Below are 12,517 nucleotides of genomic sequence, written 5' to 3'. Positions count from 1 at the left end.
TCGCGGGGACGGGGACCCGCCGGGCTCCCCGTCCACCGCATGGGCGCTCATGCGATGGGCGAACGGGCCGGGGGGACGTGTATAGTCCGTGCCTCGTCCACCCGCGCCGTTCCGCCCTTGCAGCCCGAAAGACTGTTTTGAGATGCCTTTTCCATCCGCCAGCCGTGCATCGGGAGCGCCGGCCATCCTGACCGGCCGGGACATGGTCCTGCTGTCCCTTGCCTTCCTGGCGGCCTATCTGCCCATCGACTGGCTGACCTTCATCCACCCGCGCCCGAGCCTCAACATCACGCCGTGGAACCCGCCGGCCGGGCTCTACATGGCGCTTCTGCTGTGGACCGGCGCGCGCGGCCTGCCGATGGTCTACGCCACGCTGATCCTCGCCGATCTGGTGGTTCGGGGGCATCCCGCCTCGATCGCCTCGCTGCTGCTCTCGAATCTCGCCATCGTCGCCGGCTACGGGGCCGCAGCCCATGTGTTGCGCCACCGGGTGGGGATCGGTCTGGCGTTGAACCGGGTGCGCGATGTCGGCTGGCTGGTCGGCGTCACCTTTCTCAGCGCCGCCGTCGTGGCCCCCGTCTTCGTCGGCGTGTTCGTCCAGGACGGGGCCTTGCCAGCCGCCGACCTGCCGACGCTGGCGTTCCAATACTGGCTGGGCGACGCCATCGGCATCGCCGTGGTCACGCCCTTCGTCCTCCTGCTGCACCGGCCGGACAAGACGCCCGCCTGGAGCGTGCCGAAGACACCCACCGCCGCCCAGACGGCGGCCATCGCCGCTGCGCTCCTGCTGGTCTTCCTGCCCATCGGCGACGGTCAGTTCAACCTGTTCTACCTCCTGTTCCTGCCCCTCGTCTGGGTGGCCGTGTCGCACGGCCTGCCGGGGGCGGTGCTGGCGGCGCTGGCCATCCAGAGCGGCCTGATCGCCGGGCTTCAGGCGATCGGCCTTCCCCTGGGGGCGGTCGTCTACCACCAGACGCTGATGCTGGCCCTGGCCATCACGGCCCTGTTCCTCGGCGCCCTGGTCAGCGAGCGGCGCGAGGTCGAGGCCCGGCTGCGCGAACACCAGACCGAGCTGGCCCATCTCTCCCGCCTCACGGTGACCGGAGAGATGGCGTCCGCCCTGGCCCACGAGCTGAATCAGCCGCTGCTGGCCGCCATCAGCTACGCGCGCGCCGCCCAGCGTCTCCTGGAAGGCGACGACACGCCGCCGCGCGCCCACGAACTCATCGACAAGGCGGTGATCCAGGCGGAGCGCGCGGGCGAGGTCATCCGCGGGCTGCGCACCTTCCTGAGCAAAGGGTCGCTCCAACTGGCGCCGGAACCGGCCAGCGAGATCCTGCGCGAGACGCTGACGCTGGTGCGGGGGGACGCGGCCTACAACCGGGTCCAGCTCCGGGTGGACATGACGGAGCCGCTTCCCCTCGTGCTGTGTGACCGCATCCAGATCGAGCAGGTCCTCCTCAACCTCGTGCACAACAGCATCGAGGCCATCGCCGCGGCCGACAGCCCGGTGCGCGAGGTCGTCCTGCGGGTCCGGGCCACGCCGCCGAACGGCCTGACCTTCGAGGTCGAGGACAGCGGTCCCGGCGTGTCGGCGGGCATGGTCGACCACCTGTACTCGCCATTCGCCACCACGAAGCCGGCGGGCATGGGGCTCGGCTTGCCGATCTGCCGCTCGATCGTCGAAAGCCACGGCGGCAGGCTGTGGCTCGGCCGCACCGGCGCGACCGGTGCCGTTTTCCAGGTCTTTCTGCCCGCAGCCCCGTCCCGACACCCGGCCGTGCCATGACCCAGACAAACAATTCCTTCACCGGCGAACCGACCGTCTTCATCATCGACGACGACGAGGCGGTCCGCGACGCGCTCTCCGTTCTGGTCGAGGTGGCCGGCCTGTCCGTGCGCACCTTCGTCAACGCGTTGGAGTTCCTGCACCGCTACAGCCCCGAGCAGCCGGGTTGCGTGGTGGCCGACCTCCGCATGCCCTTCATGGACGGGCTGGAGCTTCAGGAGGAGCTGTCCCGGCGCGGCTGCGGGCTGCCGGTCATCATCATCACCGCCCATGGCGAGGTGAGTTCGGCCGTGACGGCCTTCCGGTCCGGGGCGGTCGATTTCCTGGAAAAGCCGTTCGACGACGGCGTCTTCCTGCGCCGCATCCACGAGGCCCTGCAACGCGACGCCCACCAGCGCCGGGACCGCTCCGCCGCGGAATCCGCCCTGGCGAAGCTGGCCCTTCTCAGCCCCCGTGAACGGGATGTGGCGGCGCTGATGGTGGAGGGCTGCGCCAACAAGGCCATCGCGATCCGCCTTGGGATCGGCGTCCGCACGGTGGAGACCCACCGGGCGAACATTCTCAGCAAGCTCGACATCCGGACGGTTCCGGAACTCATGCGCCTGTGGATGCACACACCGTGATGCGCATCCCTCTCTCCGACGCTTGAGTGGTCGAACGGCGGCTCAGCGCAGGAAATACTGCACCGGCACCACCAGCTCCATGCGGTCCTGCGCCACGTCCGGCGGTGGGGCCGGGAGCGGGGAGGCGCGTTCGACCAGGGCGATCGTCTCCTCGTCCAGCGCTTCGAAACCGGAGCCCTTGTGCAGCCGCACCGACACCACCCGGCCCTGCCGGTCGATGGTGATCGCCACCTGCGGGACGCCCTGCTGGCGCCGCATCTGGGCGATGCGGGGGTAGCGCTTGTAACGCTCCAGATGGCCGAGCACGGCGCCGTGCCATGTGGGCAGCGCGTTGCTGTTGCGCGGCACCGGCGCCGCCTGGGCCGGCGCGCCCGCGGGCGGTGCGGCGGGAGCGGGGTTGGCCGGGGCTTCGGTCACCGGCTTGGGCTGTGCCTGCGGCTGCGGGCGCGGCTTCGGCGGTTCGGCCTTGGGCTTCGGCTTGGGCTCTTCCTTGGGCTTGGGCTTCGGCTTGGGCGGCGGTTCCGGCAGGGCGACCTCCGCCGGCACGGGCGGGGGCGGCTCCGGGGCGATCTCGGGGATGGGCTCGGGTTCCGGTTCGGGCTCGATCACCGGCTCGGGCGGCAGCTCCGGTTCGGGGAGCATCGATTCCAGCGTCGGCGGCGGCTCCGCGGCCGGCGCTTCCGGCATCGGCGGCAGATCGAGCATCACCGCGGGCGCCATGGCCGGCGCCTCTTCCATCGCGACGTGCCAGGACAGCGCGGCGAGCGCGATGAGGGCATGGGCGCCCAGCACGACCGCCAGGCTGCCGCCCCAGCGCGCCAGGGCGGGCGCCGTGCGCTCCTCGCCGTCCGGAAGGTCGTTTGGATCGAAGGTCGCCACGCTCATTTCGCGGCCGCGCCTTCCAGCCCGACCAGGGCGATCTTCAGATAGCCGGCGGCGCGCAGCGCGTTCATCACCTCGGTCAGCGCTCCGTAATCCACGCTGCGGTCGGCGCGCAGGAAGACGCGGGCGCCCTTGTCGCCGTTCGTCACCCCGTCCAGCGCCGCCGCCAGGGACTCCCGCGCCACCGGGGTGTCGCCCACCGACAGGCTTTTGTCGGCCTGGATGGTCAGGAACAGCGGCTTGTCGGGCCGCGGCTGCGGCTGGGCGGTCGAGGCCGGCAGGTCCACCGGCACGTCCACCGTCGCCAGCGGGGCCGCCACCATGAAGATGATGAGCAGCACGAGCATCACGTCGATGAAGGGCGTGACGTTGATATCGTGCGACTCGGTGAGATCGTCGCCGTCGTCGAGACGCGCCGCCATGGCCTTACTCCGCCGCCTTGGACACGGCGCGCGGCAGGGCGCGGCGGTCCATGTCGCGGCTCAGCAGCCGCAGCACCGCCGCCGAGGAGTCGCCGAGCTGGGCGCGGTAGCCGCCGATGGAGCGGGCGAAGCCGTTGTAGATGACCACCGCCGGGATGGCCGCCACGAGGCCGATGGCCGTCGCCAGCAGCGCTTCGGCGATGCCCGGCGCCACCACGGCGAGGTTCGTCGTCTGCGACTTGGCGATGCCGATGAAGCTGACCATGATGCCCCACACCGTGCCGAACAGCCCGACGAAGGGGGCGGTGGAGCCGATGCTGGCCAGGACGCCGGTGCCGCGCATCATGCGCCGCCCCTCCGCCGCCTCGATCCGCTCCAGGCGGGAGGCAGCGCGCTCCTTCAGGCCGTCCTGCGAGGGGGCGTCGGCGGACTGGTGGGCCTCGGCGATCACCGCGCGCAGGAAGGCGGTGGCCGGAGTCTTCTCGAAACCGATGCTCTCCGCCGCCTGGGTCAGCGAGCGCGCCTGCTCCAGCGCCGCCAGGGAGGCCCGCGCCTTCCGCTTGGCCTTCGACAGCTCCAGCGACTTGGCGAGGAAGATGGTCCAGGTCGCCACCGAGGCCAGCGCCAGCCCGATCATCACCGCCTGCACCACCGGGCTCGCCGCCATGAACATCCCCCAGGGGGACAGGTCGTGCGGAAGAATCGCCGTCGCGGCGGTCATGTGGTCCAGCCCGGCGGCCGCGCCAGCCGCGGCGTCCGGGGCGGCCAGCGGAGCCGTCAGCGTGTCGGCGGCGGGCGCCGCCATGGGGGCCGCCATGGGGGCCGGTGCCGCGGGCGCGGCGCCGTTGGTGGCGGGGGTGCCCTGCGCCCAGCCAACTCCGCTCGACAGGAAGGTGCCGGCGGCGGCCATCGCGGCGATGGAACGGGTGTGAAGCGCTGTGAACATTGGCGGTTCAAACTTCTTTGCGGCTGACTTCCTTCCTGTATAGTGCGAACGACTCTCATTTGCACCCATAAAGTGCTATATTGCTGCCATGCGACAAATGGGCATCGCGGCGGTTGTTCGGGGCGTGACATGTGAACCGCAAGGGAAGATTGCAATGCCCAAGGTCCGGACCGTATCGGAACATGGCAGTTTCCGGCTCGTGGAGCGGGACGGCCGCTATGCCGTGATCGAAGCGCGCGACGGCCAAGTCTACGGTCTTCACGGGGAGGCGGGCAACCGTCCCGGCGTGCCCGACCGTCCGGACGCCGCCGAAGCCGTCATCGCCCCCGGCGGCTGGAGCGCCGAGGATGAGGCGCGCCGCCGTTTCGAGGAACTCGCCACCCGCGGCGAGGATCTTGCCCGCAAGATCTGGTGATCCGGCATCCGGCGACAGCTCAGAAGGCCTGGATCGCCTTGGAAGAAACCGTCCGCCACCGCGCGTCGGCCTCCTTCAGCATGGTCTGGATGTGGCCGATGTGCACCTGACCGTAGAGGATCAGGATGTTGCGGTCCGGCTCGGCCTTGATGGCCGCCACCACCTTGTCCTCGCGCAGGGTGGTCAGCGCGGGCGGCAGGGCCTCGCGCACCATGGAGCCCGACGCAGTGGTGGCCAGCATGATCCGGATGGCCGCCTGGACGCGCCTCTGCACCCAGCCCGGCAGTTTGCCGTACTCGTCCCGAAGTTGCGCCAGATCGATGGTGTCCGGATCGGCCTCGTCCGGGTCGTCGGGGGGCAGGGCGGCCAGAAGCTGCGACAGGGTGACGTCGACGTTGCGGGCGTCCGGCCCCGGCGGGCCGATCAGGGCGCGGTTGTCCTGAAGCACCAGCCCGTCGCCGAGCAGACTCGCCATCATCTCATAGGGATGCTGCTTGCTGTCCGGATTCCAGTCCGCCCCCAGCCGGCGCAGCACGTCGGCCACCCCGGCGGGGTTGGAGGAGTCGTCGGGGCGGACCTCCTCGTAGAAGACCAGCCAACCCTCCTGACGCCGCTGGGCGATGTGCCGGGCGATGCCGCTGTAGAACTCCGGCTTGGCGACATGGACCATGCCCTGCATCTCCACCTGCCGCCGCCCGTCGCTCATCACGACTCGGGACAGTTCCAGCGGGATGTGGCCGGCGATCACCGGCAGGGCGGCCACCACCCCCACGGTCAGGGTGACAAGGCCGCCGGCCAGGATGCCGACGGCGATCAGGGTGGTTCGGAGCGCGCGCTTCATGCCCCGACGCTGGCACGAAAAAGGGGCGGGGGCAACCTTACACCCCGACCTCCACCGCGGCGTTGACGATGTAGATCATCTCGTTGCGGTCGTTCTTGTCGGCCAGGAAGATGCCGCTCGGCGCCAGCATGCCGCCGGACACCACGTTGAAGGACACCTGTCCGTAGGGGAAGACGGCCCGCACGGCCTCCAGGTCCAGACGGTCGGCGTCCGCCGGAACGGCGAGATGGACGCGGACCTGCATCCGGCTGGTGTCGCCATCGACCAACGCCCGCATGCCGGGCATGGAGTTGCGCTCGATGGCGTTGCGCACGGCGCGCACGGCGGCCTTGGTCACGTCCTGACCGTGCAGATCGGCGCCCATGCCGAGTTCGACGAACATCACCTGCTTCATGGTCGTGGTCCTTCCCTGGGTATCGGTTCCGCACAGATTGCGCGAGAGTGGCGCCGCTGCCGCCTCCGGGGCGCCGCTTTTTCCAATCCGCGGAAATCCGTCAGCCGATCCGAAGGGCAAGGTAGCCGTCGGCCCCCACCTGTCCGGGCATGGCGACCAGTCCGCCGGGGGTTTGTCCGCTAAAGGTCAGGCTGAGGTCGGTGGCGCCGTTGCCGTCGAGATCAATGCGTGCGGTGGCCCCCTGGTAGCCGTCGGCGCCCGCCAGATCCTCCCAGGTCACGCGGGAGACGGCGTCGGTCCAGCCCCAGGCGATGGTCCACTCCTCCGGCTGCAGGTCGGTGACGGTGGACCATGTGACGCCGTCGCCACGCCCATCGATGAAGAAGGTGTCGGTGCCGGCTCCGCCGGTCAGGAAGTTGGAGCCCTCGCCGCCGTCCAGCACATCGTCTCCACTTCCGCCCTGCGCGGCGTCGTTGCCGCCGAGGAGATTCATGAAATCGCCCTGCTCGCTGCCAATGACCGCTTCGCCCGCCGCGGTTCCCAAAAACTGGTTGTGCAGTCCGGCGACCGGGCCGGCGTAGGGCTCCATCCGCACCTCGTAGCTTCGGGTGGCGTCCTGAACGAGGGCGCGCTGGTCCGGCGCGGCGCGGGACAGGGGGGTGGCGGCTTCCCGCAGGGTGACGACGCGGTCGGTGAAGACCAGCCGCTCAACGTCACGCAACCGGTCGGTGCCGCCGGCTCCAATGACGATGACGTCCGTTGTGCTTCCCGATGGATCGCTGGTCACGAAGGCGTTCGCGGAGGGGAAGTCGTACAGCGCCGTGTCGTTGCCGGGGCCGCCGTCCAGAAGATCGTCGCCCGCTCCGCCGGCCAGCGTGTCGTCGCCGGCTCCGCCCTCCAGCCGGTCGGCGAAGGCGGAACCGGTCAGCCGGTCGCCCGCCGATCCCCCGATGACGGTCTCGATGCGGGTGCCGTGTCCGACGAAGAACTGGTTCCGGGCCAGGATCGACGAGTCCTGCGCCGAGAACCATCCCCAGCCGCCGGTGAGGTCGATGGTGACGGGGACGGTCGCCCCCGCCGCTGACAGCGTGTCGTTGCCTCCGCCGTCCCAGAGGTAACGCCCCGGCTCCCCGGGCGTCAGGAGATAGAGGTCGCCGCCGGCGCGCACCGTGGGGTTGGGGCCGTAGAGCCGCTGGATCGCCGCGACGTCGTAGACGCCGAGCCCGCCGGGCCAGACGCCGTAATAGGACATGATCGTGTTGGTCCGGTTGTCCTCGGACGGGGGAAGGAAGGGCGGGGTGCCGCCGCCGGTGCCGTTGTAGTCGCCGGGATGCTTCAGCCCGAGGGCATGCCCGATCTCATGGATGTAGGTCCGGTAACCGGCCGCTTCGGGGTCGAGGTAGATGTAGGAGCCCGCGGCGTTGGGGTAGTAGGCCATGCCGGAGGCGCGAAAGACGTCCAGTTGGCTCATGTGGAACTGGAGATTGGCGGTCATGGGGTCCGCCGCCTCCACGAAGGCGAGGTTGGCGACCGCGCTCCATTCCCCCATCGCCTGCAGCGCCATGGCCCGTTGGCTGTCGTTGAGGGGCCGGAAGCCGGGCACGTAGCGGAGGCCGGCGTCCACCACCCAGCCGTAGGTGAGGGTGTAGGGCGCCGTCGTGGTGCCGTCCGGCGGCGTGCCCCAGCGGCGCCCGCTGTCGAAGGCGCGGAGGAACAGCGGGTCGTCGGCACCGCCGGATGTCCGGCGCGCCGTCTCCATCGCCGGGCCTGCAACCGCGTCATCGAAACCTGACCAATCATCGCCGATTCCGTCCCCGTTTTCGCCAGCATCGGGAATCCGAAACGCGTCCATGTCTGCGTGCCCCATCTGAGTGGATCAGTGTTGCGCTAAATTCGTTCCGAATTTCGGTGATGTTTGGCGAAAACAATCGGCGCTCGTCTTTGAATCGCTCAGTACTTATGACGAACGGCGAGGCGGCGTTCAATGGATCAGAGGGCATTCACAAACCCGGAAGAGGGAATTTTCTCTACGGATTTTCAGTGTTTTGCGCATGGGCCGAGAATTTCTCCACACGTCTTCTCGTCCCCAGGATGGCGGGCGGAGCCATGGCGGGGATGACTGGCGGGATTTCAAGGCAAGGCACAAAAGCAGTATTCATAAGTAAAAATTGCGATTATCGCCATCGCTCTCCTGATAAACAGGAAACAAAATCGTTAATTAATATTAAGACACAATCCTGTCACAGCATAGGTGTGGATTCGCGGATTGACAGGGTGGAGAGATTCCGCAACCGTTGCTGCCGAACAACAACGGGGGAGAAAAAGAGTGCGGTATGGCTGTGTTGCGCTCGCAATCTGTGCTGTTTCTGTTGGGGCATGCTCGACCAGTGCACAGATTGCCTCCGTCCCGCCAGTGCCGCAGGACCCGGTGCCGCAGGAGACCGCGTTCGAAGACACATCGGCGCCGGACGTTCCGGACATCGAGCCGGTCTATGTTCACAAGGGCAAGGCGTCCTACTACGCCGATTTCTTCCATGGCCGGACCACGGCATCGGGGGAGCGATTCAGCCAGAACCGGCTGACCGCCGCGTCCCGCCGGCTTCCGTTGGGCAGCCGGGTGACGGTGACCAACGCCGACAACGGGCGCAGCGTCGACGTTGTGATCAACGACCGTGGGCCCTACGTGAAAGGGCGGGTGATCGACCTGTCCCGGAAGGCCGCCAGCGAACTGGGCATGATCGAGGACGGCGTTGTGAACGTCCGTGTCGAAGCCCGGCCCTCCGACCAGCCGAACCGGTCCCTGAGGCACCGGCTGGAGCAGATGGTGGCCACGCTCTACCCTGACCGCAAACCCGCATCCGAACCGCCGGTGACGGTTGCCGAGCGCCCTGAGCCCGATCTGGCCGACACGGATCTGGGCACCGCCGAATAGCGGAACCGCGTCCCGCCCGACGCTTCCCACCCGAACGAACAACGCGCAGGCTTCCGCCCAAGGAGCGTGGCGCCGCGAAGGCTGCCGATGCGCCCCCGCGGGTGACGGAGCCGTGCGCGCAGAGGAGGTTCCAACCCATGCTGAAACTGGTGATTCGCGACACCCATCACGCCGCTGGCCTGTTCCTGGAGCAGGTGGACAACGTCCGCCAGCTCATCGCCGAACTGAAGGCGCTGAAGCGCGTTCCGTCCGCCTCGCTCTATCTGGAGGGGCTGGCCGAGCGCTGCCTGCGGCGCGGCTGGACGGTGATTCCCGCCGATCCGCTGGTCCGCGGCTGCACGTCGCGCACCCACATCGTCGAGCTGCATCTCGACCCCAACCAGCCGGGCGCGCCCTTCGTCGGCATCTACGAGCCGGGGGAGGACGGCACCCCCTGCCGCCGCCTGCACGACTCCCTGGAAGGCTTGGCGAGCCGTCTGCGCCTGCCGCCCGCCAACATGGGCACCGCACCGACGGCGGTGGAGCAGGCCCCCGCGCTGGCCGCGTAGCGCCGTCGCGGCGGTCCGGGGACGCCGGTCGCATCCCCGGCCGCATCCATTGATTGGAATCATACCGCGGCGGGGCGGGCGGGGGTAGCCTGCGGGCCGGCAATCCCGCCGTCCGCTGCCCGTGCCCGTCCCCATGACCGTCGAGCATCTCAGCCTCGTCTTTCTGCTGCTCCAGCAGATGTGCGTGTATCTGGTCATCGCTTACATGCTGAGCCGGACGCCGCTGTTCCTGCCGGTGATGCACCTCACCGTGCGCTGGCCGCACAAGCTGGCCTGCTACGTCATCTTCTCCATGTTCTGCGTCATGGGGACCTATTTCGGGTTGCAGATCGACGATTCCATCGCCAACACCCGCGCCATCGGGGCCGTGCTGAGCGGCATCCTGGGCGGTCCGTCGGTGGGACTGGCGGTCGGCTTCACCGGCGGGCTGCACCGCTATTCGCTGGGCGGCATGTCGGCGGTGGCCTGCGCCATCTCCACGGTGACGGAGGGGCTGATCGGCGGGCTGGTGCACCGCCACTTCGTCAACCAGGGCCGCATCGAGCCGCTGTTCGACCCGCTGCGCGTCGGCGCCGTCACTCTGGTGGCGGAGATCGCCCAGATGCTGATCATCCTGCTGGTGGCCAAGCCCTTCCCCGCGGCGGTCCATTTGGTCGAGGTGGTGGCGCTGCCGATGATCGTCGCCAACACGCTGGGGGCGGGGCTGTTCATGCGCATCCTGATGGACCGCCGTGCCCTGATCGACAAGCAGTCGAGCGCCTTCTCCGCCAAGGCGCTGAAGATCGCCGCGCGGGCCGACGGCGTGCTGCGCCAGGGCTTCAACGAAGAGAACAGCATGCGGGTCGCCCGCATCATCTACGAGGAGACGGGCGTCGGCGCGGTCGCCATCACCGACCGCGAGAAGCTGCTGGCCTTCATCGGCGTCGGCGACGACCACCATCTGCCCGGCACCCCGATCACCTCGCCCCAGACCTATCAGGCCATCGCCAACAATCAGGTGCTCTACGCCGACGGCAATCTGGTGTCCTACAAATGCTCGATCCACCCGAACTGTCGGCTGGGCGCCTCGCTGGTGATCCCGCTGGTCGGGGAGGACGACCGGGTGATCGGCACGGTGAAGCTGTACGAACCGAAGACCAAGCTGTTCTCCACCATCAACCGCACGCTGGGGGAGGGCATCGCCCGGCTGCTGTCCAGCCAGATCCTCGCTGGGCGCTACGAACAGCAGAAGGCGCTGCTCGCCCAGTCCGAGATCAAGCTTCTGCACGCCCAGGTGAACCCGCATTTCCTGTTCAACGCGCTGAACACCATCTCGGCGGTGATCCGCAACGACCCGGAGCGGGCGCGCCAGCTCGTGCAGAGCCTGTCGGTCTTCTTCCGCAAGAACCTGAAGCGCCCCAGCCAGGAGGCCACGGTGGCCGACGAGGTGGAGCATGTCAGCGCCTATCTCCAGATCGAGCTGGCGCGCTTCACCGGGCGCCTGTCGGTGGAGATCGACGTGCCGGACGCGCTGCGCCACGCCCGGCTGCCGGCCTTCCTGCTCCAGCCGCTGGTGGAGAACGCCATCAAGCACGGCACCTCGCAACTCCTCGGCCCCGGCCATGTCCGCATCGCGGCGCGGCGGGAGGGCGGCGACCTGCGGCTGTCGGTGGAGGACAACGCCGGCCTCTACGAGGAGAAGCCGGGTGGCGACGGGCTGGGCATGTCCATCGTGGACCGCCGCGTCCGCAACCGCTTCGGCAACGGCTACGGGGTGGACGTCGCCTGCGAGGCCGACGTCTTCACCCGCATCACCCTGCGCCTTCCCCTGGACATCCCTGCCGTCGCGGAGACCGCGCCATGATGACCGTCCTGATCGTGGACGACGAGCCGCTGGCCCGCGAGGAGCTGCGGCGCCTTCTTGAGGAGTTCCCCGACCTCCAGGTCGCCGGGGAATGCGCCAACGCCATCGAGGCCATCGGCGCCATCAACCGCCAGCCGCCCGACGTGGTCTTCCTCGACATCCAGATGCCGCGCGTCAGCGGGCTGGAGATGCTGAGCATGCTCGACCCGGAGCGGATGCCCCGCATCGTTTTCCTGACCGCCCACGACGAATACGCCGTCCAGGCCTTCGAGGAGCACGCCTTCGACTATCTGCTGAAGCCGGCGGACCCGGCCCGGCTGGCCAAGACGCTGCAACGGCTGCGCCGCGAGCGGGCGCCGCAGGACCTCGCCGTTCTGAAGGACGCCGCCCCGCTGCGGCTGATCCCCTGCACCGGCCACAACCGCATCTCCCTGCTGAAGCTCGACGAGGTGGAATGCGTGGCCTCCAAGGCGAGCGGCGTCTTCGTCGTCGGCGCCGATGGGGAGGAGCGCTTCACGGAGCTGACCCTGCTGACCTTGCAGGAGCGCACGCCGCTGGTGCGCTGCCACCGGCAATATCTGGTCAACCCCGACCGCATCCGGGAAATCCGCCTGATCGACAACGGTCTGGCGGAAATCCAGACGCTCGGCGGCCAGAGCATCCCGGTCAGCCGCCGCTTCCTCGGCCCGCTGAAGGAGCGGCTGGGCATCGGGTGAATCATAAAAGTCCCCTCTCCCCTCCGCTCACGCGCAAACTTCGTTTGCGCTGACGCGACAGGCGGACCATTGGTCCGCCGAAAGCGGGGAGAGGGTTAGGGTGAGGGGGGTGCGCATGGCGTTGCGTCCGGCAAAAGCGCAACCCCCTCACCGGCCCTGCGGGCCA

13 protein-coding genes are annotated in these 12,517 nt (G+C 68.9%); 7 read left to right on the top strand and 6 right to left on the bottom strand.

Annotated elements, in window-relative coordinates:
• Positions 1-142 precede the first annotated feature (142 nt).
• Both DXK32_RS00425 and DXK32_RS00420 read left to right on the top strand, forming a co-directional pair.
• Positions 143-1,789: an ATP-binding protein gene (locus DXK32_RS00425; protein WP_114856687.1), complete on the top strand. Its 1,647-nt coding sequence runs from the start codon at positions 143-145 to the stop codon at positions 1,787-1,789.
• Positions 1,786-2,412 (top strand): response regulator transcription factor, encoded by a 627-nt coding sequence (locus DXK32_RS00420; RefSeq protein ID WP_114856686.1) that lies wholly within the window; start codon positions 1,786-1,788, stop codon positions 2,410-2,412. The genes DXK32_RS00425 and DXK32_RS00420 overlap by 4 nt, the downstream gene beginning before the upstream one ends.
• A gap of 42 nt (positions 2,413-2,454) precedes the next feature.
• On the opposite strand, the gene DXK32_RS00415 is transcribed toward DXK32_RS00420, so the two are convergent.
• The 3 genes from DXK32_RS00415 to exbB are packed head-to-tail and all read right to left on the bottom strand — an operon-like array spanning position 2,455 to position 4,662.
• The gene (locus tag DXK32_RS00415) at positions 2,455-3,291 is read right to left on the bottom strand and encodes an energy transducer TonB (RefSeq protein ID WP_247876897.1); all 837 of its coding nucleotides are present in this window, start codon (positions 3,289-3,291) and stop codon (positions 2,455-2,457) included.
• A 2-nt stretch (positions 3,292-3,293) separates the two neighbouring features.
• Positions 3,294-3,716, bottom strand: a complete 423-nt coding sequence (gene exbD, locus DXK32_RS00410; protein WP_014241770.1) for a TonB system transport protein ExbD — start codon at positions 3,714-3,716, stop codon at positions 3,294-3,296.
• A 4-nt stretch (positions 3,717-3,720) separates the two neighbouring features.
• Entirely contained in the window at positions 3,721-4,662 is a 942-nt protein-coding gene (gene exbB, locus DXK32_RS00405; protein ID WP_247876896.1) for a tonB-system energizer ExbB, read from the bottom strand.
• A gap of 154 nt (positions 4,663-4,816) precedes the next feature.
• Between exbB and DXK32_RS00400 the strand changes: the two genes are divergently transcribed.
• Positions 4,817-5,077 (top strand): hypothetical protein, encoded by a 261-nt coding sequence (locus tag DXK32_RS00400; RefSeq protein ID WP_114856684.1) that lies wholly within the window; start codon positions 4,817-4,819, stop codon positions 5,075-5,077.
• Positions 5,078-5,096: 19 nt separating this feature from the next.
• Here DXK32_RS00400 and DXK32_RS00395 read toward each other — a convergent pair whose 3' ends face one another.
• The 3 genes from DXK32_RS00395 to DXK32_RS33380 all read right to left on the bottom strand — a co-directional run bounded on the left by DXK32_RS00395 (position 5,097) and on the right by DXK32_RS33380 (position 8,071).
• Complete coding sequence (locus DXK32_RS00395) at positions 5,097-5,918, bottom strand: hypothetical protein (protein ID WP_114856683.1); 822 nt, start codon at positions 5,916-5,918, stop codon at positions 5,097-5,099.
• Between the two features lie 37 nt (positions 5,919-5,955).
• A complete protein-coding gene (locus DXK32_RS00390; RefSeq protein ID WP_014241764.1) occupies positions 5,956-6,312 on the bottom strand; it encodes a Lin0512 family protein in 357 nt (118 codons plus the stop codon).
• Positions 6,313-6,412: 100 nt separating this feature from the next.
• Entirely contained in the window at positions 6,413-8,071 is a 1,659-nt protein-coding gene (locus tag DXK32_RS33380) for a reprolysin-like metallopeptidase (protein WP_282184559.1), read from the bottom strand.
• 669 nt (positions 8,072-8,740) lie between these two features.
• Here DXK32_RS33380 and DXK32_RS00380 point away from each other — a divergent pair.
• From DXK32_RS00380 to btsR, 4 genes are all read left to right on the top strand, one after another.
• The gene (locus DXK32_RS00380) at positions 8,741-9,244 is read left to right on the top strand and encodes a septal ring lytic transglycosylase RlpA family protein (protein WP_114856792.1); all 504 of its coding nucleotides are present in this window, start codon (positions 8,741-8,743) and stop codon (positions 9,242-9,244) included.
• Between the two features lie 137 nt (positions 9,245-9,381).
• Positions 9,382-9,792: a hypothetical protein gene (locus DXK32_RS00375; protein ID WP_114856681.1), complete on the top strand. Its 411-nt coding sequence runs from the start codon at positions 9,382-9,384 to the stop codon at positions 9,790-9,792.
• A 133-nt stretch (positions 9,793-9,925) separates the two neighbouring features.
• Positions 9,926-11,635 (top strand): sensor histidine kinase, encoded by a 1,710-nt coding sequence (locus tag DXK32_RS00370; protein ID WP_114856680.1) that lies wholly within the window; start codon positions 9,926-9,928, stop codon positions 11,633-11,635.
• Positions 11,632-12,351 carry a two-component system response regulator BtsR gene (gene btsR, locus DXK32_RS00365; protein ID WP_014241759.1) on the top strand — a complete coding sequence of 240 codons (720 nt, stop codon included), beginning with the start codon at positions 11,632-11,634 and terminating at the stop codon, positions 12,349-12,351. Before DXK32_RS00370 ends, btsR begins: the two co-directional genes overlap by 4 nt.
• The last annotated feature ends 166 nt before the right edge of the window (positions 12,352-12,517 follow it).

Source organism: Azospirillum brasilense (assembly GCF_003349955.1).
Classification (GTDB): Bacteria; Pseudomonadota; Alphaproteobacteria; order Azospirillales; family Azospirillaceae; genus Azospirillum; species Azospirillum brasilense_B.
This window is presented reverse-complemented; position numbering and strand designations above follow the sequence as displayed.

Coding starts and splice junctions, on each gene's coding strand:
- DXK32_RS33380 (WP_282184559.1), bottom strand. CDS start 8,071: ATGGAGACGGCGCGCCGGACATCCGGCGGTGCCGACGACCCGCTGTTC.
- DXK32_RS00420 (WP_114856686.1), top strand. CDS start 1,786: ATGACCCAGACAAACAATTCCTTCACCGGCGAACCGACCGTCTTCATC.
- DXK32_RS00390 (WP_014241764.1), bottom strand. CDS start 6,312: ATGAAGCAGGTGATGTTCGTCGAACTCGGCATGGGCGCCGATCTGCAC.
- DXK32_RS00370 (WP_114856680.1), top strand. CDS start 9,926: ATGACCGTCGAGCATCTCAGCCTCGTCTTTCTGCTGCTCCAGCAGATG.
- exbD (WP_014241770.1), bottom strand. CDS start 3,716: ATGGCGGCGCGTCTCGACGACGGCGACGATCTCACCGAGTCGCACGAT.
- DXK32_RS00375 (WP_114856681.1), top strand. CDS start 9,382: ATGCTGAAACTGGTGATTCGCGACACCCATCACGCCGCTGGCCTGTTC.
- exbB (WP_247876896.1), bottom strand. CDS start 4,662: ATGTTCACAGCGCTTCACACCCGTTCCATCGCCGCGATGGCCGCCGCC.
- DXK32_RS00400 (WP_114856684.1), top strand. CDS start 4,817: ATGCCCAAGGTCCGGACCGTATCGGAACATGGCAGTTTCCGGCTCGTG.
- DXK32_RS00425 (WP_114856687.1), top strand. CDS start 143: ATGCCTTTTCCATCCGCCAGCCGTGCATCGGGAGCGCCGGCCATCCTG.
- btsR (WP_014241759.1), top strand. CDS start 11,632: ATGATGACCGTCCTGATCGTGGACGACGAGCCGCTGGCCCGCGAGGAG.
- DXK32_RS00395 (WP_114856683.1), bottom strand. CDS start 5,918: ATGAAGCGCGCGCTCCGAACCACCCTGATCGCCGTCGGCATCCTGGCC.